Source organism: Donghicola mangrovi, assembly GCF_013377535.1.
Lineage (GTDB): Bacteria > Pseudomonadota > Alphaproteobacteria > Rhodobacterales > Rhodobacteraceae > Donghicola > Donghicola mangrovi.
The window spans coordinates 94,416-118,750 of record NZ_JABCJE010000002.1; the positions used below are offsets into that span (position 1 = coordinate 94,416).

A 24,335-nucleotide genomic window follows, 5' to 3' on the forward strand; every position below is an offset into this window, starting at 1 on the left:
GCATTTCGCCAGCTAGGGAGGAGTTAGATGGCAAAAGTATCAATGACCGTGAACGGTCGCGCCGTAAGCGGAGACGTGGCAGGCAACCGCCTTTTGGTAGAGTTCCTGCGCGAAGACCTTCGCATGACCGGCACCCACGTGGGATGTGACACCAGCCAGTGCGGCGCGTGTGTCGTCCACGTCAACGGCAAGGCCGTAAAGTCCTGCACCATGCTTGCCCACGAGGCAGAAGGCGCAACCATCACCACAATCGAAGGCATCGCCAGCCCCGACGGTACCATGAGCCGTGTGCAGCAGGCGTTCCAGGATCATCACGGCCTGCAGTGCGGTTTCTGCACCCCCGGCATGGTGATGACCGCGACCAAGCTGCTCGAGCAGAACCCCACCCCCACCGAGGCCGAAGTACGCCACGCGCTGGAAGGGAACATCTGCCGCTGCACCGGTTACCACAACATCGTCAAAGCCATTCTGGCAGCGTCCGGTCAGGACGTTTCCAAGATCGCTGCGGAATAAAACGGCCTCTGGCGCGAGGAGGCGCCGGTCGCATGGCGGATCACACCGCCACAGTTTTAGGGAGGATGGACCATGCCGAAGGATTCAGGCATCGGCGCTGCAAGCAAGCGGCGCGAGGACGTACGGTTCCTAACCGGAGCCGGTAACTATACCGACGACATCAACGTTTACGGTCAGGCTTATGTGTATTTTCTGCGTTCCGACGTAGCACATGGCCGGATCAACAGCATCGACACCAGCGCGGCTTCGGAAATGCCGGGCGTTGTGCGTGTCTTCACCGGCGACGACTTCGAAGGCGTCGGTGGTCTGCCCTGCGGTTGGCAGGTGACCGACCGTTTCGGCCAGCCCATGCAAGAGCCCGGCCACCCCGTTCTGGCCCGCGGCAAGGTTCGTCACGTCGGTGACCCCATCGCCGCCGTTGTCGCAGACACCCTGCAGCAGGCCCGCGATGCCGCCGAAGCCATCGAGCTGGACATCGAGGAACTGCCCGCCGTTGTGGACATGAAGGCCGCCCTGAACGAAGGCGCTGCCAAGGTACATGACGAGCTGCCCTCGAACCTCTGTTACGACTGGGGATTCGTCGAGGACAACAAGGCCGCCGTGGACGAGGCGATCAAGAACGCCGCCCACGTCACCACGCTGGAGCTGATCAACAACCGTCTGGTCGCAAACCCGATGGAGCCCCGCGTGGCCGTTGGCGACTATAACCGCGCCAACGACGAGTCGACCCTCTATACCACCAGCCAGAACCCCCACGTGATCCGTCTCTTGATGGGCGCGTTCGTTCTGGGCATCCCCGAGCACAAGCTGCGCGTTGTAGCCCCCGATGTGGGCGGCGGCTTTGGCACCAAGATCTTCCACTATGCGGAAGAAGCCTTTGTGACCTTTGCCTCGCGCAAGCTGAACCGCGCCGTGAAGTGGACCGCATCGCGTTCCGAAGCGTTCATGTCGGACGCTCATGGCCGTGACCACGTGACCAAGATCGAACTGGCACTGGATGCGGACAACAACTTCACCGCGATCCGCACCGAAACCTACGCGAACATGGGCGCCTATCTGTCTACCTTTGCGCCTTCGGTTCCGACGTGGCTGCACGGCACACTGATGGCGGGCAACTACAAGACGCCCCTAATCTATGTGAACGTGAAGGCCGTGTTCACCAACACCGTTCCCGTTGACGCCTATCGCGGCGCAGGCCGCCCCGAGGCGACCTATCAGCTGGAGCGCGTGGTGGACAAAGCTGCCCGTGAACTGGGTGTGGACCCCATCGCCCTGCGCCGCCAGAACTTCATTTCGGAGTTCCCCTATGCGACGCCCGTGGCGGTCGAGTACGACACCGGCAACTACTTTGCGACCATGGACAAGCTCGAAGAGATCGCCGATCTGGCCGGTTTCGACGCGCGCCGCAAAGAATCCGAAGCCAAAGGCATGCTGCGCGGTCTAGGCATCAACTGCTACATCGAGGCTTGCGGTATCGCGCCCTCGAACCTGGTTGGTCAGCTTGGTGCGCGTGCGGGCCTTTATGATGCGGCGACGGTGCGTGTGAACGCGACCGGCTCGATCAGCGTCATGGTCGGGGCGCACAGCCACGGTCAGGGCCACGAAACGGCGTTCCCGCAGGTCGTTGCAGACATGCTCGGGATCGACGAGTCGATGATCGAGATCGTCCACGGCGACAGCTCCAAGATCCCGTTCGGCATGGGCACTTATGGCTCGCGCTCTCTGGCGGTTTGCGGATCGGCGATGGTCCGTGCCACCGAGAAGATCATCAAGAAAGCCAAGAAGATCGCCAGCCACCTGCTGGAAGCCTCCGAAGGCGATATCGAGCTCAAGGACGGCAAGTTCAGCGTGGCCGGCACCGACAAGTCGGTTGCTTGGGGCGATGTGACCTTGGCGGCATATGTGCCCCACAACTATCCGCTCGAGGACATCGAGCCCGGCCTCGAAGAGACCGCGTTCTATGACCCGTCGAACTTTACCTACCCGTCGGGTGCGTATTGCTGCGAAGTGGAACTGGACCCTGAGACCGGCAAGGTCACCATCGAGCGTTTCGCGGCAGCGGACGACTTCGGCAACGTGGTGAACCCGATGATCGTCGAAGGTCAGGTTCACGGCGGGATCGGTCAGGGTATCGGTCAGGCGCTGCTGGAAAACTGTGTCTACGACAGCGAAGGCCAGCTCTTGAGCGCGTCCTATATGGACTACGCGATGCCCCGCGCCGAGGACGTGCCCTTCTATGTGGTCGACCATTCCTGCGCGACGCCCTGTACCCACAACCCGCTGGGTGTAAAGGGCTGCGGCGAAGCCGGTGCGATCGGATCGCCGCCCGCAGTGGTCAACGCTGTGATCGACGCGATCCAGTCCGGTGGCAAAAACGTGCTGCATATCGATATGCCCCTGTCGCCCCAGCGCGTCTGGGCTGCGATGCAAGACTGATGACGGAGAGGGCGGACCGGGGGCCAAGCCCCCGGACCCCCGGAGTATTTCTACAAAGAAGAAGCAGGAAACTGCGACTTCAGGAGGAGCGATATGTACGCATTCGACTTTGAAAAACCGACCACCGTCGCAGAGGCCGTTGCCGCACTGGCGGATGACGAAGCGCAGCCTTTGTCGGGCGGTCAGACCCTGATCCCCACCCTGAAACAGCGACTGGCGATGCCGTCCAAGCTGGTCAGCCTGACCGGTATTGCCGAGATGCAGGGCGTTTGCACCAATGATGCGGGCCAGCTCTGCATTGGTGGCGCGACCCCTCATGCGGTGGTGGCGGCCGAGGCAGCGTCCAAATATCCGGCGCTGTCGGCTCTGGCCAGCAACATCGGTGACCCTGCGGTGCGCAACCGTGGCACCATCGGTGGTAGCGTGGCCAACAACGATCCGGCGGCGTGCTATCCGTCGGCGGTGCTGGCTTCGGGCGCGACCGTGGTGACCAATAACCGCGAGATTGCGGCGGACGATTATTTCCAGGGGCTGTTCTCGACCGCTCTGGAAGAGGGCGAAATCATCACCGAGGTGCGCTTCCCCGTGCCGCAGGCGGCGAACTACCAGAAGTTCGTGCAGCCCGCGTCGCGTTTCGCGCTGGTCGGCGTGTTTGTGGCCAAGTTCGCGGACGGGGTTCGCGTGGCGGTCACCGGCGCGTCGAACGATGGTGTGTTCCGCTGGACCGAGGCCGAAAAAGCGCTGAGCGCGAACTTCAGCCCCGATGCGCTGAACGGTCTGTCGGTATCTGCGGACGGCATGATTGGCGATCTGCACGGCACGCCGGAATACCGCGCGCATCTGATCGCGGTGATGACCAAGCGGGCGGTTGCGGCGGCCAGCTAAGGCTGCTGGTACGATAAACAAAAAGGGCGCGTCGGGAGACCGGCGCGCCTTTTGGCTGTTCAGAGGGTGGTCAGGTTGCCTTGGTGATCCACGACCTGAATGCGGTGCAGGTTTGCGGCCTGTTTCAGGCTGCGCAGATCGGGCAGGGGCATCATGCAGGCTGCCGTGGACAGGGCGTCTGCCATGGCGGCGCTGTCGGCGGTGATGCTGACCGTGGACCAAAGCGGCCGCTGGCCTGCGGGGCCCATGATATGGGGCTGCCCCGCGATAAGGGTGCCCGAGGGGCTGGAGGTTGCCGCGGCGCCATCTGTCAGGGTGGTTTGACCGACCAGCCCATGTTGCGGGTCCGAGAGGCCCAAGTGGAACGGGCCGGACAAGGCGGCGAATTCCCCGATATTGATCAGCGCCTTGGTGGCACCTGCGCGCTGTAGGTCGGCGCGGATCAGGTCGGTGGCGTAGCCTTGGGCGATGCCGTTCAGGGTGATCTGTTGGCCTTGGCCCAGATACAGGGTGTGGCCGGTGCGGTGGGTTTGGTGCCAGCCGATCCGGGTGGGGTCCGCCTGGGTGCCTGTTGCGGCGGCGTGCCAGAGGGTTTGCACCGTGGGGTCAAAAAGGCCGCCGGTCAGCAGGTGAGCGCGGTCGCACAGCGCGGTCAGGTCGGCGAACTCGGGGGACAGGTCCAGTTGCCCCGTTTCGTTCAGCCGCGTCAGGGCCGAGGGTTGGTAGAGCGAAAACTGTGCCTCGATCGCGCGTAGGCGAGCGGGGATCGCGGCCAGCAGGGGGGCGGTCATATCGCGGGGGCCGTGCAGGGTCACGCTGACCTCGGCCCCAAGCGCGATGCCGGACCATGTGGACGCCTGCGCCAAAGCGGGTGCACAGGCAAAGGCGGCAGAAAGGCTCAGGAAACGGCGGCGGTTCATTCGGCAGGCTCCACGGTGGGGCGGCGTTTCGCGGACTTGGCGGCCAGGATCAAGGGCACGCACTGGGTCGGGCTGTCGTGGATGGTCACGCAGTCAAGGCACTGGAAACACTCGGAATACTGGATTTCACCGGTCTTCTTGATGGCGCCATAGTTGCATTTCACGCGGCACAGCTGGCAGGGCGTGCCGCATTCTACGCGGCGGGGAATCCAGCGGCGCAGGCGCAGCGCACCCCCAATGGCCATCAGCGCCCCGAGGGGGCAGAGATAGCGGCAGAAGCCCTTGAACACGAAGAGCCCCAGCACCAGCCACAGGGCGGCATAGGCCACATAGTACCACTCGCGCACGAAGAACGTGGTGATCGCGGTTTTAAAGGGCTCGATCTCGACCGCTTTGTCCATGTGCTGGGGGGACAGGACGGTGACGGCGACCAGACCGGCGAGGGCGATGTATTTCAGCGCCTTCAGTCGCTGATCCCAACGGGCGTTAACCGTGATCTGGGGCAGGCGCAGCAGGCGGCCCAGATGGTGGGCGAATTCCTGCATCGCGCCGAACGGACACAGCCACCCGCAGAACAGCCCACGCCCCCACAGCACAAACCCGAGGATCGCCGCGCCCCAGACCGCCAGCCCAAACGGGTCATACAGCAAGAAGGCAAACGAGCCCTGCGCCAGCGCCGTTTGCAGGGCGGCAAGGGGCGTCACGATGCTCAGCTGCCCTTGGCCCCACCAGCCGACAAAGCCGATCACGGCGGCCAGAACGGTTAGGCGAATGGGGGTAAACATCCGCGTGCCTGCGAGCCGCGATTGGGCGAACAGCAGCGTCGGGATCAGGATCAGCAGGCCCGCGGCCAGTATGATCAGGTCGGTCTGACGGTTGCGAATGGCTTCTTCGAAGGGAGACAGGCGGGCGACTTGGCCGGCGCGGGCGTAGAAGCGTTCATCGGCGTGATAGGTGATGTCCAGCCCGAGCGAGCCAGTTTCCGGCTGGAACATCCCGTGCTGGCGGACCGCTTGCAGGGTCATGGTCCAGTCGCGGGTGGGATCGAACCCCAAGCGGCGGTCCGTGCGCAGGATCATCGCGGCGCCGTCGTGCAATGCCTCGGGCAGGGCGTCGTTCAGGCCCACATAGATATCCGCGTCACGCATCGCGATGGGCAAGCCGTCCTGATGGACACTGATCCAGTCGGGGGCGGTGTTGCGCACGAAATCCTCGGACACCAACCCGTGGCGGGCGGTGTCGATGACCAGCACAGGCTCGTCCGTGGTCGAGATCGACATAAAGTGCTGCAGTTCGTCAAAGGTGCCTTGGTCCAGAACGGCGCGGGCGATGCTGGTGGGGCCAAGGTCGATCAGCCACAGGTCTAGATAGGGGGCGTCGGGCTCTTCTAGGGCGATAGGATCGTCGGTTTTCCAAAGGGTTCCGGCGAACAGCTCCTGTACCTGCGCGTTGGAATAGGTGATGTGGCCGACCAGCCCTTGGTCGATCAGGTCGTTCCAATCCAGATCTTCGGTATAGTCGGGGTTCGGATAGGCGGGCGGACCGGACGATATCCCCTGCATCTTTTCGCGGGCGACCTGCAGCGCGGCCCCCAGAATGGATTCGTGCGCAATCCGGACCGAGGCTGTGGCCTTGGTCACGCCGTCCAGATAGACCAGCGCGCCGCCATCGGTGGCCCCGCCATAGGGGGTGCCGACGACCATACTGTCACTGATCGAGTGGCCGCGATACTGCTCCAGAAACTCGCGGAAGGGAGCCTCGCCTAGGCCCGAGACAAAGATCGGCTCGTTGTGGGAAATCAGTTTGACGTCTAGAAAGGTGCCGTTCAGGTCCAGCACGACCAGCATGTTGATCGGCCCGCCGGAAAAGCCCGGCAAGGGCGCCATCACAGCAGTTTCAAAGACATAGCCCGCCTCGGCCCCGCCGGAATTGAGCAGTTGCCACAGCCCCTGATCATTCAGCTGCTCGCCCAAAGACATGGGCGGCGCAATAAAATCCTCGATGCGTTCGCGCGGCAACGCCTGCGCCAAACTGCACGACACCCAGAAAAACCACGCAAGCGCGGCCCATATGAACTTGAAATCTCCCATAACGCGAACCTTAAGCACCGATCGAATTGTTACCCTATGCGACCTTGGTCTTGGGGCATCCTGTGCTAGGCTGCGCTAGGCTGATCGCCCAAGGGAGGAGAGACCGGATGGCGAAATCTGGCGTGACGGTCCTGTCGCTGACAGGGCTGCTGGCGGTGTGGTTTGTGGGCGCTTGGCTGACGGCCGATCCCATGGTGCTGCCCTATCCCGGCGAAGTTCTGTCCGTGATCATCGACCACGCTCGCAGCGGCAAGCTATGGGTCCACATGGGCGCGACCCTGCGGCGGGTCCTGTTGGCCTTTGTGCTGGCGATGGTCAGCGGCGGCTTTCTGGGGCTGGTTCTGGGGCAGTCAGAGCGGTTGAACCGCTGGCTTGACCCGTGGGTGACGGTGCTGCTCAACGTGCCGGCGCTGGTGGTGATCGTGCTGTGCTATCTGTGGATCGGCCTGAACGAAACGGCCGCTATCATCGCGGTTGCGTTAAATAAATTCGCAATGGTCACCGTTACCATAAGGGAAGGCGTCCGTGCGCTGGACCGCGGGGTCGCGGATATGGCGCAGGTCTACCGGATGCCTCTGGCCGCGCGGTTGCGGCATGTGATCTGGCCGCAGCTCGGCCCCTTTGTGGCGGCATCAACGCGAAACGGATTGGCAGTCATATGGAAGATCGTACTGGTCGTCGAATTTCTGGGAAGGTCGAACGGAGTTGGGTTCCAGATCCATCTCTACTTCCAATTGTTCGATACGGCCTCGGTTCTGGCCTATGCGCTCAGTTTCACGGCGCTGATGCTGGTGATCGAGTATGCCATCGTCCAAAGATGGGAGCAGCGTTCCAGCGCATGGCGGCGTGCCTAGTGCGCTATGTCGCAGGGAGGGTGCTTGTCCCTGCCGATGCGGGGGGCTAGCAGATCAGAATGAATATCCAAGGCTCAGCAAAAGACATCGCCGTCCCTCGGGACAAGGCCGCAGAAACCGCCCAACTGGTTGGTGCCTTTGCGTGGTTGGGGCAGGCGGCCCTAATCGCAACTGTCGTGGCGCGGGCTGTGTCGGGGGCTTTGGACGCGGGTCTGGTGGGCTTGGCCGCTGGCGGTGTGCTGGGGTTGGGTCTGGCCCGCGCGGCGCTAGAGCGGTGGTCGTCAGCCCGGCTGACCGCGCTTGCAGAACGCCACGTAAAGGCCCTGCGCGAAACGATTATCAGCACCGAGCTGTCCCGTCGCGGCACGGAGTCGCCCGCGGTTCTGGCCGGTCTGGTGTCCGAAAAGCTCGAGATGTTGCGCCCTGCGATCCTGCGCTTTGGCCCTGCGCGGCGGCGCGCGATGGTTGTGCCGCTCGTGCTGCTGGTCGTGGCGTTTTCGATCAGTTGGGCCGCTGGGGCGATACTCTTGGTGGCGGGGCCCTTGATCCCTGTGTTTTCCGCGCTGGTCGGGATGGCCGCGCAGCAAGCCAGCGCACGGCAGCTGGACCAGATGAGCACCCTTGGCGCGCTCTTGTCCGAGCGTGTGGGTGCCCTGATCGACATCCGCCTCTTGGGGGCCGAGACGACGGTTCTGGACGATTTCGCCAATGCCACCGATAACCTGCGCCGCCGGACGATGGCGGTGCTGAAGATCGCGTTCCTGACATCGACCGCGTTGGAGCTGTTTGCTGCGCTGGGTGTGGCGATGATGGCGGTGTTCGTGGGCTTTTCTCTACTGGGGCAGATCGGGTTTGGCACTTGGGGTGGGCCGCTGACCGTGTGGTCCGGGGTGTTCCTGCTGCTGATCGCGCCCGAATTCTTTGCCCCCCTACGCGACATGTCCGCCGCGTGGCACGACCGCGCTGCTGCGATGGCCGTGGCCGACGAAGTGATTGCGTGGCGCGACCATGATGCCGCGCGGATGGTGGGCGTGACCGCCGCCGACCCGCTGAAGGGCGAGGTGCAGATCCATGTTTTGGGGCTGACCCTGCGCGTGGGCGACCAGCTGATCCGCTATCCCGATTTCCGCGCCAAGGCCGGGCAGGCGCTGGCGATCTCTGGCCCAAGCGGGTCGGGGAAAACCACGCTGCTGGCGGCTTTGGCTGGCCTCATGCCCGCCTATGCGGGCCGGATCACCGTGGCCGGTCAGGCGCTGGACGACACAACGGCGGGCGGTTGGCGCGCGCGCATCGGCTGGATGCCCCAATCGCCGCATTTCATGAACGCTTCGGTTCTGGCGAACCTGAAACTGGCGCGCCCTGACGCTACCACCGACCAAGTGCAAGCGGCCCTGAGGGCGGCGGGCATTCAGGCGCAGGTGATGCGCTTGCCCCACGGGATCAACGAAACCCTTGGCGAAACCGGCGCTGGTCTGTCGGGGGGCGAGGCGCGGCGTTTGACTTTGGCCCGTGCTCTCTTGGCCGGAGCGGACGTGCTGTTGGTGGATGAACCCACCGCCGATCTGGACGAAGGCACCGCTGCGGCTGTGCGCAAGACCCTGCTGGATTTGCGCGCCAAAGGGGTGCTCTTGGTGCTGGCGACCCACGATCCCGAACTGGTGGCTGCCTGTGATCAGGTGATCAGCCCCGCCATTCTGGAGGAAGCCGCATGACATCCATGAAGCGCGTTCTGAAGCTGTGTCTGGGGTCCGCGCGCGGTGCGATGGTCCAGGGCGGTGCCCTGACGGTTCTGGTTCTGCTGGCGGGCGTTGGTCTGCTGGCCCTGTCGGGGTGGTTCATCACGGCGGCGGCCGCTGCGGGTCTGGCGGGTGCGGGGCTGGCCTTCGAAGTCTTTCGCCCCAGCGCGGGTGTGCGGGCGCTGGCTTTGGGCCGGACGGGGGCGCGCTATGGTGAACGCCTGCTGACCCACGACGCTACGCTCAAGGCACTGGTGGCGGTGCGTTTGCGCCTACTGCGCGGGCTGATGTCCCAACCCCTGCGCCGACTGGAGCGGGCAAGGGCAGGGGCCGCGCTGAACCGCCTCATCGCGGATGTGGATGCTTTGGACGGGGTGACGCTGCGCCTGTTCCTGCCGGCGGTGGCGGGGGCGCTGACCTTGATCGTGGCGGTGATCGGGCTGGCGGTGCTGGTCAGCGGCACGGTCGCCCTGTGGATCGGAGCGGTCTACGGGATCGGCGCGCTGGGGATCGGGCTGCGGTTCGGCCCTCAGGCGCTGCCGGTGGCCCGCCGCGCAGAGCGGGCGCTGCAAGCCGTGCGGGCGCGGACCAATGACGCTTTTGCCGCCCGCGCGGACCTGACCGTTTACAATGCTTTGGACCGCCAGATCGCCCATGCGGGACACGCGGCCAATGCTTTGGCCAAGGCGCGGGCCCACCGCGATGGCATCGAGCGGGCCGCGCAATTCTGGGTGACGGCGACCGTGCAAACGGCGGTCGCGGGGGCCTTGGGGCTGGGGTTCATGGCCGTGACGAACGGAGTGCTGAGCGCCCCCCTTGCCATGACCGGCGTGCTGGCGGCCCTGGCCCTGTCCGAGGCGCTGATGCCTCTGGCGCGCGGGATTTCGGAATTCGGGCGGATCGCGGATTCGGCCCGCCGTGTGATGGGCGATATCCCCGAAACCGTGCCGGAGCTGCATCCCCGCCATGATGCGAAGCCAATGGTCGTGCCGCCGCTGGACTTGCGCAGCGTGGCCATCCGCCCGCTGATCGATACCCTTTCCCTGACGGTTGAAGCCGGGGAGATGGCGCTGCTGGCGGGCCCCTCGGGCGTGGGGAAAACCACGGTGCTGAACGTCATCGCGGGGCTGTTGCCGCCCGATCGCGGCAAGGTCTGTATCGGGGGCACCCCCCTGGCCGACCACGCCGAAGAGGACCTGCGCGGGCGTCTGGGCTTTGTCCCCCAGCGGACCACTGTGATGGACGGCACGCTGATGGACAGCCTGCGTCTGGGCAACGCCGCCCTGACCGAGGCCGAGGCTTGGCACCTTTTGGACATCGTTCAAATGGCGGGATTCGCCAAATCGCGGGACGGCCTGCAAACGCGCCTTGGTTCGCGCGGAAATGCTCTCTCGGGCGGAGAGCGGCGCCGTGTCGCACTGGCCCGTGCCATCGCCGGACGCCCCCCTGTGCTGCTGATGGACGAGCCGACCGAAGGTCTGGACGAGGCCACCGCAACCACCGTTCTTAAGGGAATTCGGGCTTATTTACCTAAGTCTGCGATACTTATTGCCAGCCATCGGGCCTGTGATCGGGCGCTGGCGACGCGGGTAATTACCTTGCGGTAAAATACCGCCTTCCATTGCTATGTCAGGGAATTAGGTTTTGACCCAGATCAAAGCCGCATTCATTCATAATATGTGATGTGTCTCTTGAAATCTTAATCTGCGGGATAGGTTTTCCCGCGCATTCAGGAGCAGACAATGGAACTCGATGTCGTAGAGCTGTCCAGATTGCAGTTTGCAATGACGGCACTCTATCACTTTCTGTTCGTGCCGCTGACTTTGGGTCTTTCGATCCTTGTGGCGATCATGGAGACGGTCTGGGTCATGACCGGCCGCCCCATCTGGCGGCAGATGACCAAATTCTGGGGAACTCTTTTTGGCATCAACTTCGTGCTTGGTGTCGCGACAGGGATCACCATGGAATTCCAGTTCGGCATGAACTGGGCCTATTACAGCCATTACGTCGGTGACGTGTTCGGCGCGCCCCTCGCGATCGAGGGCCTGATGGCCTTCTTCCTCGAGGCGACGTTTGTGGGCCTGTTCTTCTTTGGCTGGGACAAGCTGAGCCGCGTGAAGCACCTGATGGTGGCGTGGCTGGTGGCAATTGGTTCGAACTTCTCGGCGCTCTGGATCCTGATTGCGAACGGCTGGATGCAGCACCCTGTGGGTGCGGAATTCAACCCGATGACTATGCGGATGGAGATGACCAGCTTCTTCGAGGTGGTCTTTAACGAAGTGGCTCAGGCCAAGTTCGTGCACACCGTGTCCGCCGGTTACGTGACCGCCGCGATGTTCGTGCTGGGGGTTTCGGCGTGGTACCTGCTGCAAGGCCGCCATGTGGAACTGGCCCGTCGGTCGATCACTGTGGCGTCGTCCTTTGGTCTGGCCGCTGCGCTGTCGGTTGTGGTTCTGGGGGACGAGAGCGGCTATGACGCCGGTCAGAACCAGAAGATGAAGCTGGCCGCCATCGAAGCCATGTGGGAAACCGAGCCTGCACCCGCGTCCTTTACCCTGTTTGGTCTGCCCGATCAGGAGGCCCGCGAGACCCATTACGCCGTGCACATCCCCTATGTCATGGGCCTGATCGGCACCCGTTCGCTGACCGAGGAAATCCCCGGCATCGCCGAACTGGTCGAAAAGAACGAAGAGAACGTGCGCTCGGGTCTGATCGCCTATGATGCGCTGATGACCATTCAAGAGCAGCAGGCCAACACCCCCGCAGACGTGATGGAGACCTTCGAGGCCCATAGCGACGATCTGGGCTATGCCTTCTTGCTGAAGCGCTATCTGGACGATCCCCGTCAGGCCACCGACGAACAGATCAAGATGGCCGCGAATGACACCGTGCCCCATGTCTGGCCGATGTTCTGGTCCTTCCGGATCATGGTGGGTCTGGGGATGTCGTTCATCGTGGTGCTTGGCTACTTCTTCGTGACTGCATCGTTCAACGGCATGCGCTTCCCGCGTTGGGCCCTGCGGATTGCGGTTGCGATGATCCCCGCGCCTTGGATCGCCGCCGAGATGGGCTGGATCGTGGCCGAATACGGCCGCCAGCCGTGGACCGTGGACGGCATCCTGCCGACAGCACTGTCTGTCAGCCACCTGAGCGTGACGCAGCTTCTGCTGACCATCGCGGGCTTTGCGATCTTCTACACGGTGCTGTTCATCGTCGAGATGGGTCTGATGATCAAATACATCAAAAAAGGCCCGACGCAGGACGTGTCCGTGACCGACCAGTGGATGGCCAAGCATGAACACCGTCTGCGTACCCATGACGGCAATATCCCCGAATTCGGCCCTGCGGAGTAACTGACATGATCCTTCATGATCTGATTTCCTATGATCTTCTTCGCGTGATCTGGTGGGTCCTTCTGGGGGTTCTGCTGATCGGGTTCGCCATGACCGACGGGTTCGACATGGGGACGGGGGCCTTGCTGCCGTTCGTCGCCAAAACCGATACCGAGCGCCGCGTGGTCATCAACACCGTCGGCCCCGTGTGGGAAGGCAACCAGGTGTGGTTCATCCTTGGGGGCGGGGCGATTTTCGCAGCCTGGCCGCCCCTTTACGCGGTGTCCTTCAGCGGCTTCTATCTGGCGATGTTCATCGTTCTGGCCGCGTTCATCGTGCGTCCCGTCGCGTTCAAGTACCGCTCCAAGCGTCCGTCGCCCGCATGGCGCAGCGCGTGGGATTGGGCCCTGTTCGCAGGGGGCGCGGTGCCTGCGCTGATCTTTGGCGTGGCCGTTGGCAACGTCCTACGCGGCGTGCCGTTCCACCTGACCCCCTCGCTCATGCCGATCTACGAGGGCAGCTTCTGGGGCCTTCTGAATCCCTTTGCGCTGCTGACCGGCGTGGTGTCGCTGTCGATGCTGATCATGCACGGCGCAGCTTGGCTGAACCTGAAAACCGAAGGCCGCATCCAGTCCCGTGCCCGCCGCTTTGGCACCACGGCAGGGGCGGTGGCGATCATCGGCTATGCGGTCGCTGGCGCTTGGATGGCGCTCATGGTTGATGGCTATGCGCTGGTGAATGCGGTGGCGGTTGACGGCCCCTCGAACCCGCTCCTGAGCGAGGTGTCCAAAGGCGGCAGCTGGATGGCATCCTATTCCGCCCGTCCGTGGATCATCGCGGCCCCGATCATGGGCTTTGCGGGGATGCTGATGGCGCTGCGTGGCCTAACCTCGGGCGGCGAGGCAACGACCCTGCTGTGGTCCAAACTCGGCATCCTTGGTGTGGTGTCGTCCGTGGGCCTGACCATGTTCCCGTTCATCCTGCCCTCGAGCACCGAACCCAACAGCTCGCTGACCGTTTGGGACGCGTCCAGTTCGCACCTGACCCTGTTCGTGATGCTGGTGGCGACGGTGATCTTTATGCCGCTCATCCTGATGTACACGTCGTGGGTTTACAGCGTCCTGTGGGGCAAAGTGACCGAGGATGACGTGAACGCCAACGGCGAAACCCTCTACTAAGGAGACCAGAAAAATGTGGTATTTTGCTTGGATTTTGGGCCTTCCGCTGGCGGCTTTGATCGCGGTTCTGAACGCCATGTGGCTGGAGCTGCGCGAAGACGCGAAAATGGCCGACGAGACCGATATCAAACACTGAGTCGCGCTCTAAGTGACTGAAAAGCGGGGTGTCCTTGGGGGCGCCCCGTTTTGCGTTTCTGCAGGCGCGAAAAATCTGTGGAGGACACTCACGAATCCCGTTGCGAATATTCGACCGTTCTTCTATCAAAAGCGACAGGAACGGGAGACGCTGAGGCACTCTCAGGGCCGAAGGAGCAACCGCCCCGGTAAACTCTCAGGCAAAAGAACCTTCCTACTCAAACACTCTGGAGAGAGGCGCGTTTGCGTCCGCCGAAGGGATAGCGATCTCAGGCGACAAGGACAGAGGGGGCATCGAGGCGGAGCTCTCCGCATGAACACGATGCCGGAGGTCTGCTCCGGAAGAACCGGAGGACCGATGAGCGATTTGCTTCGCACACCGTTGTTTGACCTGCATCTGGAATTGGGTGCGAAAATGGTGCCGTTCGCGGGCTATGAGATGCCCGTTCAGTATCCGCTTGGCGTGATGAAAGAGCACTTGCACACCCGCGCCGCCGCTGGTCTGTTCGACGTCAGCCACATGGGTCAGGTGATCCTGCGTGGGGCCGATGCCGGTGCGCAACTCGAGGCGCTGATCCCCCAGAACGTGCTGGGTCTGGCCGAGGGGCGCCAGCGCTATGGTTTCTTTACCAACGATCAGGGAGGCATTCTGGACGACCTGATGTTCGCCAACCGTGGCGATCATCTGCTGCTGGTCGTGAACGCCGCCAACAAGGCCGCCGACATTGCCCACCTGAAGGCCCACATGGATGGCGTGCAGGAAATCACCGACCGCGCGCTGCTGGCACTGCAAGGGCCTGCCGCCGAAGAGGCGCTGAAAACCGTCGCCCCCGCGCTGCCCGAGATGAAGTTCATGGACGTCGCCATCGTGGACAGCCCTTACGGCGAGCTCTGGGTGTCGCGTTCCGGCTATACCGGCGAGGACGGGTTCGAGATTTCGGTGCCCGAAGCCACCGCCACCCAATTCGCCAGAGACCTGATCGCGCTGGATGCGGTCGAGCCCATCGGCCTTGGGGCCCGCGACAGCCTGCGGCTGGAGGCTGGCCTGTGCCTGCACGGGAACGACATTGACGCCGGCACCACGCCGATCGAGGGGAACCTCCTCTGGGCCATCCAGAAAACCCGCCGCGCGGGCGGTGAACGGGCAGGGGGCTTCCCCGGTGCCGAGATCATTCTGGACCAGATCGCCAATGGCGCGCCCCGCACCCGCGTAGGCCTGTCCCCCGAGGGCCGCGCCCCCATGCGCGCCCACACCTTGATCTACGCCACCGAAGACGCCGCCGACCCGATCGGCGAGGTGACCAGCGGCGCCTTCGGCCCCACGCTGAACGCGCCCATGTCGATGGCCTATGTCGCCACGGAATTTGCGGCGGCTGGCACGCGCCTGTTCGGTGATGTGCGCGGCAAACGGATGCCGGTGCAGGTCGTGGATCTGCCCTTCGTGCCCAATACCTTCAAACGTTAAGACCCTCTTGGAGTGACCCCGATGAAATTCACCGAAGAACATGAATGGCTCGAAATCGAAGGCGACCTGCTGGTGGTCGGCATCACCGAACACGCCAGCCACCAGCTGGGTGACTTGGTATTCGTCGAACTGCCCGACGTGGGTGACGAAGTGGAAAAGGGCGACGAGATCGTTGTGATTGAATCGGTCAAGGCCGCGTCCGACATCTGCGCCCCCGTCGACGGCGAGATCGTCGAAGTGAACCAGGACATCGTGGACAACCCCAGCCTCGTGAACGAGGACCCCTTGGGGGCGGCTTGGTTCTTCAAGATCAAGGTTGAAGACACCAGCGTGATCGACGGCTTCATGAGCGCCGACGAATACAAAGACTACGCAGGCTGAGGCTGACATGACGTTTACCCCCACCGACTACGATCCCTATGATTTCGCCAACCGTCGTCATATCGGCCCCTCGCCCGAGGAAATGGCCGAAATGCTGAAGGCGGTGGGGGCAGACAGTCTGGATGCCCTGATCGACGAAACCGTGCCCGCCAGCATCCGTCAGTCGGACCCGCTGGAATACGGCGCGCCCAAATCCGAGCGCGAACTGACGTGGTTCCTGCGCCAGATTGCCAAGAAGAACACCGTGCATTCGTCGATGATCGGGCAGGGCTTCTATGGCACCGTGACCCCGCCCGCGATCCAGCGCAACATTCTGGAAAACCCTGCGTGGTACACGGCCTACACCCCCTATCAGCCCGAGATTTCTCAGGGCCGTCTTGAGGCGCTGCTGAACTTCCAGACCATGGTCTGTGACCTGACCGGTCTGGAAATCGCCAACGCCTCGCTCTTGGACGAGGCAACCGCCTGCGCCGAAGCCATGGCCATGGCCGAGCGTCTGGCCAAGTCCAAAGCCAAGGCGTTCTTTGTCGATGAAAACTGCCACCCGCAGAACATCGCCGTCATGCAGACCCGCGCCGCCCCCTTGGGGATCGAAGTGCTGGTCGGCAACCCGGCGGACATGCAGGCCGATCAGGTCTTTGGCGCGATCTTCCAATACCCCGGCACCTATGGCGAGCTGACCGATTTCACCCCGCAGATGGAAGCCCTGCACGCCGCCGGTGCCCTTGGTATCGTGGTGGCGGACATCATGGCGCTGACCCTGCTGAAAGAGCCGGGCGCAATGGGCGCGGATATTGCCGTGGGCAGCACCCAGCGCTTTGGCGTGCCCCTTGGCGGGGGCGGCCCCCACGCGGCCTATATGTCGTGCCGCGACGAATACAAACGCTCCATGCCCGGCCGGATCGTCGGTGTGTCCGTGGACAGCCACGGCACGCCCGCCTACCGCCTGTCCCTGCAAACCCGCGAGCAGCACATCCGCCGCGAGAAGGCGACATCGAACGTTTGTACCGCGCAGGCGCTGCTGGCCGTCATCGCTGGCATGTATGCGGTTTTCCACGGTCCCAAGGGCCTGAAAGCCATCGCGCAGCGTATCCACGCGGTTGCCGTGCAGTTCGTCGAAGGTCTGGAACAGGCCGGTTTCACCGTCACCCCCGCCGGCTTCTTTGACACCATCACGGTCGAGGTCGGCCCCATGCAGGGCGTGATCTATCAGGCCGCGCTGGACCGCAAGATCAACCTGCGCAAGGTCGGCAAGACCCGTCTGGGCATCTCGATCGACGAGACCACCCGCGGCGAAACCATCGAACGCCTGTGGGAGGCCTTTGGCATCACCCGCGCGTTTGACGAAGCCCATCAGGCGTACCGTCTGCCAGATGCTTTGGTTCGGAGCAGCGATTACCTGACCCACCCGATCTTCCAGATGAACCGCGCCGAGACCGAGATGATGCGCTATATGCGCCGCTTGTCCGACCGTGATCTGGCGCTGGACCGTGCGATGATCCCGCTTGGGTCCTGCACCATGAAGCTGAACGCGGCGGTCGAGATGGCCCCGATCACTTGGCCCGAGTTCAGCGCGATCCACCCGTTCGCCCCTGCGGACCAACGCGCCGGTTTTGCGGAGATGGTCGATGACCTTAGCCGCATTCTGTGCATGGCCACCGGCTATGACGCGATGTCGATGCAGCCGAACTCGGGCGCGCAGGGTGAATATGCGGGTCTGCTGACCATCATGGCCTACCACGAGGCCAACGGCGAAGCGCACCGCAAGATCTGCCTGATCCCGACCTCGGCCCACGGCACCAACCCTGCCTCTGCCCAGATGTGCGGGATGAAGGTTGTGCCCGTGAAGGCGCTGGAAAACGGCGACATCGACCTCGAGGACTTCCGCGCCAAGGCCGAAAAGGCTGGCGGTGATCTGGCGGCCTGCATGATCACGTATCCGTCGACCCACGGGGTGTACGAGGAAACCGTGCGCGAGGTGTGCGCGATCACCCACCGTTATGGCGGGCAGGTGTATTTGGACGGAGCGAACCTGAACGCGCTGGTCGGTCTTGTGAAACCCGGCGAGATTGGCGCGGATGTCAGCCACCTGAACCTGCACAAGACCTTTGCCATCCCGCACGGCGGCGGCGGCCCCGGCATGGGCCCGATTGGCGTCAAGGCGCATCTGGCCCCCTATCTGCCCGGCCATCCGGAAACCGGCGGCGCGACCGGCCCTGTGTCGGGCGCGCCTTGGGGATCGGCGTCTATTCTGGTGATTTCGTGGGCATACTGTCTGGCCATGGGCGGCGCGGGTCTGACCCAAGCGACCAAAGTGGCGATCCTGTCCGCAAACTACATCGCCAGCCAGTTGGCCGGTCACTATGACGTGCTGTTCAAGGGGCGCTCGGGCCGCGTGGCGCACGAGTGCATTCTGGATACCCGTCCCTTCAAGGACCGCTCTGGCGTGACCGTGGACGATGTGGCCAAGCGTCTGATGGACCACGGCTTCCACGCACCGACCATGAGCTTCCCCGTGGCGGGAACCCTGATGGTCGAGCCCACCGAGTCCGAAACCAAGGCCGAGCTGGACCGCTTTATCCTTGCGATGCGGGACATTGCCGAAGAAGTCGCGGCGATCGAGCGGGGCGAGATGGACGCCGAGAACAACCCACTGAAGCATGCGCCGCACACCGTGGCGTCGCTGGTCCGGGAGTGGGATCGCCCCTATACCCGCGAGGCGGGGTGCTTCCCTGCGGGCAGCTTCCGCGTGGACAAGTATTGGCCCCCCGTTGGGCGGGTGGACAACGTCTATGGGGACAGGAACCTGATTTGTACCTGTCCGCCGATGGAAGACTACGCCGACGCGGCTGAATAAGAATGAGGGGCTCTGGCTGGTGACGGTCGGGGCCCTTTTTCATTCGGGGACGCCTGTGGTGGCTGTTGGATTTTGAGTATTTTTACAAAGCAGAAAGGGGAAGGGCGGGCTGATCGTTCGGCCGGTGTTCTGGTGCCTTGCGGCGGGCGGCGAATTGGCTAGGCTGCGGCCCATGATGACCCTTGATCCTGTGATCTATCCCCTTGGCGAAGATGGCCTGTTGGTCGAGTTCGCGCCGAAACTGTCCATGCAGGCGAATGCGGCGGCGATCGCGTGCCGCGATGATCTGGCCGCGTTGGGGCTGGAGGGGGTGGTCGAGGTTGGCTCGACCCTGAAATCTGCGTTTGTGCGGTTTGATCCGTTTGTGCTGAGCCATGACGTGGTTGAGGGGGCACTGCGTGATGTCTTGGCAGCGCGGGACTGGGGGGCGGTTGAGGCTCCTGTCGCGCGGCGCTGGCGGTTGCCGAGCTGTTTCGACGGAGATTTTGGGCCGCAGTTGGCGGAGTTTGCGGGTTTGGCGGGACGGTCGCCTGCGGATTTGGTGGCGGAGTTGGCTGAGACGCCACTTCGCGTGCTCGCGCTGGGGTTTGCGCCGGGGATGCCTTATTTGGGCGAGCTGCCCGCGCATTGGGATGTGCCGCGTCAGACGGCCTTGACCCCGCGGGTGCCTGCGGGGGCGATTACGGCGGCGATCCGTCAGATTGTGCTGTTCGCGGTGCCTTCGGGGACCGGATGGCGGCAAATCGGGCAGGCCGCGTGGCGCGGGTTTGATCCCGATGGGTCGGGGCCCAATTTGACGGCGGGCGATGTGTTGCGGTTCGATCCGGTGGGGGCCGATGCCTTTGCCGCGCATATGGCGGCGGGGGGCGGTTTGATCCCCGAGGGCGCGCTATGAGCCGGATCGAGGTCTTGTCTGCAGGCCCTTCGGTGACGTTGCAGGATGCGGGGCGTGCCGGTATGGCGGCGTTCGGGTTGTCGGCAGGCGGGGCGATGGACCCCTTGGCGCTGGCCGAGGCGCGGGCGCTGCTGGGGGCTGCCTTTGATGGCTGTGCGATCGAGATGGGGCAGATGGGCGGACGGTTCCGTGCGGATGCCGATCTGGTCATTGCACTGACCGGCGCTGCGATGAAGGTGACTTTGGAGGGCGCGGCCTTGTCTTGGGGGCAGAGCCACCCTTGGCCCGCGGGCGCCGTGCTGGACATCGGCGCGGCGACGGGTGGGGCCTATGGGTATCTGTCGGTGGCGGGGACTTGGGATGTGCCTTTGCGCCTTGGGGCCAAGGGCACGCATTTTCAGGCGGGGATCGGGGCGCCTTTGGGCGCGGGGGATGTGCTGACCGTTGTGGCGGCCAAGGCCGAGGCCGGTTTGGGCCTGCCATCGCGGGATGCGCCGCCAGAGGTGATCCGCGTCATCCCCTCGGTCCAATCGCACTGGTTTGGTGATCAGGGGCGGGACTGGCTGGAGGGCACGGTGTTTACCAAGACCGCCAAGGCCAGCCGGATGGGGGCAGCTCTGGCGTTCGGCGGGCAGGGTGTGCAGTCCGATCATGGCCTGAGTGTGACGTCCGAGATTGTCAGTCTTGGCGATATCCAGATCACCGGCGACGGGACGCCCTATGTTCTGATGCGCGAGGCCCAGACCACGGGCGGTTACCCCCGCATTGCCACGGTGATCAGTGCCGATCTGCCGGCCTTTGCCCAGATGCCGTCGGGGGCGCAGGTGCGGTTCCGGTTTGTCACGGTGCCAGAGGCTTTGGCCGCGCGGGCGGCGCAGAACGACTGGGCCAAGGGGCTGCGGGCCAAGGTCCGCCCTGTGGTGCGCAGGCTAGAGACCATGCACGATCTGTTATCCTATTCACTGGTGTCCGGCGTTGTGTCGGCCACCGATCCGGAGGGCTGGGAATGACCACCATCGATCTGAACGCCGATATGGGCGAGAGCTTTGGCCCTTGGGTCATGGGGGATGACGCGGCCCTTCTGGGGGTGATCAGCAGCGCCAATGTGGCTTGCGGGTTCCATGCGGGCGATCCGGTGGTCATGGCGCAGACCATTGCGCAGGCCAAACAGGCGGGCGTGGCCGTGGGCGCGCATCCCGGTTTCCACGATTTGCAAGGGTTCGGGCGGCGCGATCTGCATCTGACTGCCGCCGAACTGACCGGATTGGTCCAGTACCAGTTGGGGGCCTTTATGGGGATGGCAGCGGCGGCGGGTGTGCCCGTGGCCCATCTGAAGCTGCACGGGGCACTGGCCAATATGTGCGCGCGGGATCAGGAGATGGCGCTGGTGTGCTATCGGGCGGCCTTGGCCGTGGCGCCCGATCTGCGGCTCTTCGTGATCGCGGGCACCCAGCAGCAGCGCGCGGCCGAGCAGCTCAACGCCACCTTCAGCGCCGAGATTTTCGCTGACCGCGCCTATCAAGAAGACGCGACGCTGGTGCCGCGCGGGCAGGCGGGGGCGGTCCTGCATGATCCGGCCGAGGCTGCGGACCGCGTCCTGCAAATGGTGACCGAGGGCTGCGTGATTTCCCAATCGGGCAAGCGGGTCGATGTGCCGGTCGATACGATCTGCCTGCACGGCGACACCCAAGGGGCCATCGACATGGCGCGGGCGGTTCGTGCTCGGCTCGAAGGGGCCGGGGTGCAGATTGCCGCGCCGCAATAAAATCTGCTCTCGGGGGTTGAGCTTCCAGTAGCTGGAAGCCCTATATGGATGGCAAGAGAAAAGGAATCCTTGCCATGCATCGCCAGTACAAACTGTCCGGACTGAACTGCGCGGCCTGTGCGCGCCGCTCGGCCGCCGCTGCCGCCGAGGTGGGCGGCGTTCTGGAAGCGAACACCAACTTTGCCACCCACACGCTGGAACTCGACACGGGCGAGGGGTTCGACCCCACCGTTCTTGAGGCGCGTCTGGCCCGCGCGGGCTACCCTCTTCAGACCGAGGAAATCGTGCTGGACCTAGAGGGGCTAAGTTGCGCCTCCTGCGTGCTGCGGGTGGAAAAGGCCCTGTCCACAGTCGATGGCGTGGTTGAGCCCAAGGTCAATCTGGCCGAGGACCGTTTGCGCGCCAAAGTCTATTCCGGTGTCACTGCGGGCGACCTGATCGCGGCGGTCAAGGCGGCTGGCTATGGGGCGCGGGTGCGTTCGGATGAAGCGGCGGAAGTTGTCGATAAATCAGTGTCCTATCGCGATAGGTTCATCCTGTCTGCGGTACTGGCTGTGCCGGTGTTTGTGCTGGCAATGGGCCGCCACATGATCCCCGGTTTCGGCGCGCTGATCGACAGCACGCTGGGGGCGCGGACCGATATGCTGCTGCAACTGGTGCTGACGACCTTGGTTCTGGCGTGGCCGGGGCGCGGGTTCTTTACGCTGGGGATACCGGCCTTGCTGCGGGGCGCGCCCGATATGAACGCGCTGGTCGCGCTGGGGACTCTGGCGGCGTGGGGCTATTCGACGGTGATCACCCTGTTCCCGTCCGCGATGCATGTGGCGGGGCACGGCGTCTATTTCGAGGCCGCAGCGGTGATCTGTACCCTGATCCTGCTGGGCCGCTGGCTGGAGGCGCGGGCCAAAGGGCGCACTGGTGCGGCCATCCGCGCCCTTATGGACCTGAGCCCGAAAACCGCGCGGGTCGAACTGGTGGATGGCTCTGTGGTCGAGCGCCCCGTGGCCGAGATCGCGACCGGTGACATCCTGCACCTGCGCCCCGGCGAGCGGGTGGCGGTGGACGGGATCGTCCTGTCCGGTCAGAGCCATGTGGACGAATCCATGCTAACCGGCGAACCCCTGCCGGTTCTGAAATCCGAAGGGGACGCCGTGTCGGCGGGCACCCTGAACACCAACGGAGCCCTGCGCCTGCGGGCTGATGCGGTGGGCAGCAAGACGGCGCTGGCCCAGATCATCCGCATGGTCGAAACCGCCCAAGGGGCGCGTCTGCCGGTGCAGGCCTTGATCGACCGGGTGACCATGTGGTTCGTGCCGGTGGTGCTGGGGCTGGCGGCGCTGACCTTTGTGGTGTGGCTGGCGGTGGGGCCGGATCTGGCTCATGCGCTGGTGGCCGGTGTGGCGGTGCTGATCGTGGCCTGTCCTTGTGCGATGGGTCTGGCGACGCCGACCTCGATCATGGTGGGCATGGGGCGGGCGGCCAAGCTGGGTGTCCTGTTCCGCAAGGGCGAGGCCCTGCAAAAGCTGCAATCGGTGCGGGCCGTGGTCTTCGACAAAACTGGCACTCTGACCGAGGGGCGTCCCGAACTGGCCGCTGTTCTGCCCGCAGATGGCGTTGAGACGGCGGAGGCGTTGGCGCTGGCCGCTGCCCTGGAGGCAAAGTCCGAGCACCCCATCGCCCACGCCATCGTGCGCGGCGCGGGTCAGGTGCCCGAGGCCGAAGGCTTCCGCAGCCAAACGGGGCAGGGTGTTGAGGCGCAAGTGAATGGCGGGGCCATCCGCGTCGGCATCCCCGAGTGGGTCGGCGGCACCATACCGGCGCCCTTGCAGGCTGAGGCTGACCAGCGCACCGCCCGCGGGGAAACCGTGGTCTGGGTGTCTCGTGACGCTCAGGTGATTGCGGCCATCGCCGTGGCCGACCGGATCAAGGACAGCGCCCGCGACACCATCCGCGCCCTGCGGGCCGAGGGGCTGGAGCCCGTGATGGTGACCGGCGATGCGCAGCCCACGGCGGACTACGTGGCGGGGCAATTGGGAATCACCCGCGTGGTCGCCGGTGTCCGTCCCGAGGGCAAGCGCGACACCGTTGCCAAGCTGAAGGAAGAATTCGGTGCGATTGCCTTTGTCGGGGACGGGATTAACGATGCGCCTGCGCTGGCGGCCTCGGACGTGGGGATCGCGATCGGGACCGGCACCGATGTGGCTGTTGAGGCCGCGGATGTGGTGCTGATGTCCGGTGACCCGCAGGCGGTGCCGCGGGCGATTGCCCTGAGCCACGCGACCCTGCGCAACATCCGCCAGAACCTTGCGTGGGCGTTCGGGTACAACATCGCGCTGATCCCCGTGGCGGCGGGCGTGCTGTTCCCTGCCTTCGGGATCACTCTGTCGCCGATGCTGGCGGGGGGCGCGATGGCCCTGTCCAGCGTGTTCGTGCTCGGGAACGCCCTGCGCCTGAACCGCGTGTCCCTGACCAAAGGAGCAAGCGCATGAATATCAAGGATGTTTCCGAACGGACGGGCCTGCCGTCAAAAACCATCCGGTATTACGAGGATATCGGCCTGATCACCCCCGCGCGCGGTGAAAACGGTTACAGGAAATTCTCGGAAAGCGATTTGCACAAGCTGGCCTTTGTGGGGCGGGCGCGGCATCTGGGGTTCTCGATCGAGGATTGCCGCAACCTCTTGGCGCTGTGGGGGGATAACGGGCGCAGCAGTGCCGATGTCCGCGCCATCGCCCAAAGCCATCTGGAGCAGATCGAGGCCAAGCTCAAGGAACTGGCCGAGATGCGTGACACCCTCGCGCGGCTGGTGCATTGTTGCGCGGGGGACAATCGACCGGATTGTCCGATCCTCGAGGATTTGGCGCAAACCCACATCTGATCTAAATCAAATCGG

At 64.1% G+C, this 24,335-nt stretch carries 19 protein-coding genes and 1 riboswitch; of the genes, 17 read left to right on the forward strand and 2 right to left on the reverse strand.

Annotated features, from left to right (window positions below; translation table 11 throughout):
- Positions 1 to 27: 27 nt before the first annotated feature.
- The 3 genes from HJ536_RS04990 (at position 28) to HJ536_RS05000 (ending at position 3,834) form a co-directional block, all read left to right on the forward strand.
- Positions 28 to 513, forward strand: coding sequence for a (2Fe-2S)-binding protein (locus tag HJ536_RS04990; RefSeq protein WP_176854067.1), 486 nt, complete (start codon positions 28 to 30; stop codon positions 511 to 513).
- Between the two features lie 72 nt (positions 514 to 585).
- Positions 586 to 2,949: a xanthine dehydrogenase family protein molybdopterin-binding subunit gene (locus HJ536_RS04995; protein WP_176854068.1), complete on the forward strand. Its 2,364-nt coding sequence runs from the start codon at positions 586 to 588 to the stop codon at positions 2,947 to 2,949.
- Between the two features lie 93 nt (positions 2,950 to 3,042).
- On the forward strand, positions 3,043 to 3,834 hold the full coding sequence (locus HJ536_RS05000; RefSeq protein ID WP_177156907.1) for an FAD binding domain-containing protein: 792 nt from the start codon (positions 3,043 to 3,045) through the stop codon (positions 3,832 to 3,834).
- 59 nt (positions 3,835 to 3,893) lie between these two features.
- Here the strand turns inward: HJ536_RS05000 and HJ536_RS05005 are convergent, their stop codons facing one another.
- A complete protein-coding gene (locus tag HJ536_RS05005; RefSeq protein WP_177156908.1) occupies positions 3,894 to 4,754 on the reverse strand; it encodes an FAD:protein FMN transferase in 861 nt (286 codons plus the stop codon).
- Complete coding sequence (locus HJ536_RS05010) at positions 4,751 to 6,844, reverse strand: 4Fe-4S binding protein (RefSeq protein WP_177156909.1); 2,094 nt, start codon at positions 6,842 to 6,844, stop codon at positions 4,751 to 4,753. Before HJ536_RS05010 ends, HJ536_RS05005 begins: the two co-directional genes overlap by 4 nt.
- Positions 6,845 to 6,951: 107 nt before the next feature.
- On the opposite strand from HJ536_RS05010, the gene HJ536_RS05015 reads away from it, so the two are divergent.
- From HJ536_RS05015 to cueR, 14 genes are all read left to right on the forward strand, one after another.
- Positions 6,952 to 7,698, forward strand: a complete 747-nt coding sequence (locus HJ536_RS05015; protein WP_176854072.1) for an ABC transporter permease — start codon at positions 6,952 to 6,954, stop codon at positions 7,696 to 7,698.
- Positions 7,699 to 7,757: 59 nt separating this feature from the next.
- A complete protein-coding gene (gene cydD / locus HJ536_RS05020) occupies positions 7,758 to 9,410 on the forward strand; it encodes a thiol reductant ABC exporter subunit CydD (protein WP_177156910.1) in 1,653 nt (550 codons plus the stop codon).
- The gene (locus HJ536_RS05025; RefSeq protein ID WP_177156911.1) at positions 9,407 to 11,041 is read left to right on the forward strand and encodes an amino acid ABC transporter ATP-binding/permease protein; all 1,635 of its coding nucleotides are present in this window, start codon (positions 9,407 to 9,409) and stop codon (positions 11,039 to 11,041) included. The genes cydD and HJ536_RS05025 overlap by 4 nt, the downstream gene beginning before the upstream one ends.
- A 135-nt stretch (positions 11,042 to 11,176) precedes the next feature.
- A complete protein-coding gene (locus HJ536_RS05030; protein ID WP_176854075.1) occupies positions 11,177 to 12,787 on the forward strand; it encodes a cytochrome ubiquinol oxidase subunit I in 1,611 nt (536 codons plus the stop codon).
- Between the two features lie 5 nt (positions 12,788 to 12,792).
- Entirely contained in the window at positions 12,793 to 13,944 is a 1,152-nt protein-coding gene (gene cydB / locus HJ536_RS05035; protein WP_177156912.1) for a cytochrome d ubiquinol oxidase subunit II, read from the forward strand.
- Between the two features lie 13 nt (positions 13,945 to 13,957).
- The gene (gene cydX / locus HJ536_RS05040) at positions 13,958 to 14,080 is read left to right on the forward strand and encodes a cytochrome bd-I oxidase subunit CydX (protein WP_176854077.1); all 123 of its coding nucleotides are present in this window, start codon (positions 13,958 to 13,960) and stop codon (positions 14,078 to 14,080) included.
- A gap of 131 nt (positions 14,081 to 14,211) precedes the next feature.
- Positions 14,212 to 14,300, forward strand: a riboswitch (glycine riboswitch).
- 137 nt (positions 14,301 to 14,437) lie between these two features.
- A complete protein-coding gene (gcvT, locus tag HJ536_RS05045) occupies positions 14,438 to 15,544 on the forward strand; it encodes a glycine cleavage system aminomethyltransferase GcvT (protein ID WP_177156913.1) in 1,107 nt (368 codons plus the stop codon).
- Positions 15,545 to 15,565: 21 nt separating this feature from the next.
- Positions 15,566 to 15,925 (forward strand): glycine cleavage system protein GcvH, encoded by a 360-nt coding sequence (gene gcvH, locus HJ536_RS05050; RefSeq protein WP_177156914.1) that lies wholly within the window; start codon positions 15,566 to 15,568, stop codon positions 15,923 to 15,925.
- Positions 15,926 to 15,932: 7 nt separating this feature from the next.
- Positions 15,933 to 18,782, forward strand: coding sequence for an aminomethyl-transferring glycine dehydrogenase (gene gcvP / locus HJ536_RS05055; RefSeq protein WP_177156915.1), 2,850 nt, complete (start codon positions 15,933 to 15,935; stop codon positions 18,780 to 18,782).
- A gap of 172 nt (positions 18,783 to 18,954) precedes the next feature.
- Positions 18,955 to 19,677 (forward strand): 5-oxoprolinase subunit B family protein, encoded by a 723-nt coding sequence (locus tag HJ536_RS05060; RefSeq protein ID WP_228028642.1) that lies wholly within the window; start codon positions 18,955 to 18,957, stop codon positions 19,675 to 19,677.
- Complete coding sequence (locus tag HJ536_RS05065; RefSeq protein WP_177156916.1) at positions 19,674 to 20,687, forward strand: 5-oxoprolinase subunit C family protein; 1,014 nt, start codon at positions 19,674 to 19,676, stop codon at positions 20,685 to 20,687. Before HJ536_RS05060 ends, HJ536_RS05065 begins: the two co-directional genes overlap by 4 nt.
- Entirely contained in the window at positions 20,684 to 21,442 is a 759-nt protein-coding gene (locus HJ536_RS05070; RefSeq protein WP_177156917.1) for a LamB/YcsF family protein, read from the forward strand. The genes HJ536_RS05065 and HJ536_RS05070 overlap by 4 nt, the downstream gene beginning before the upstream one ends.
- A gap of 74 nt (positions 21,443 to 21,516) precedes the next feature.
- Positions 21,517 to 23,931, forward strand: a complete 2,415-nt coding sequence (locus tag HJ536_RS05075) for a heavy metal translocating P-type ATPase (protein ID WP_177156918.1) — start codon at positions 21,517 to 21,519, stop codon at positions 23,929 to 23,931.
- Positions 23,928 to 24,320 carry a Cu(I)-responsive transcriptional regulator gene (gene cueR, locus HJ536_RS05080; RefSeq protein ID WP_176854084.1) on the forward strand — a complete coding sequence of 131 codons (393 nt, stop codon included), beginning with the start codon at positions 23,928 to 23,930 and terminating at the stop codon, positions 24,318 to 24,320. The genes HJ536_RS05075 and cueR overlap by 4 nt, the downstream gene beginning before the upstream one ends.
- The last annotated feature ends 15 nt before the right edge of the window (positions 24,321 to 24,335 follow it).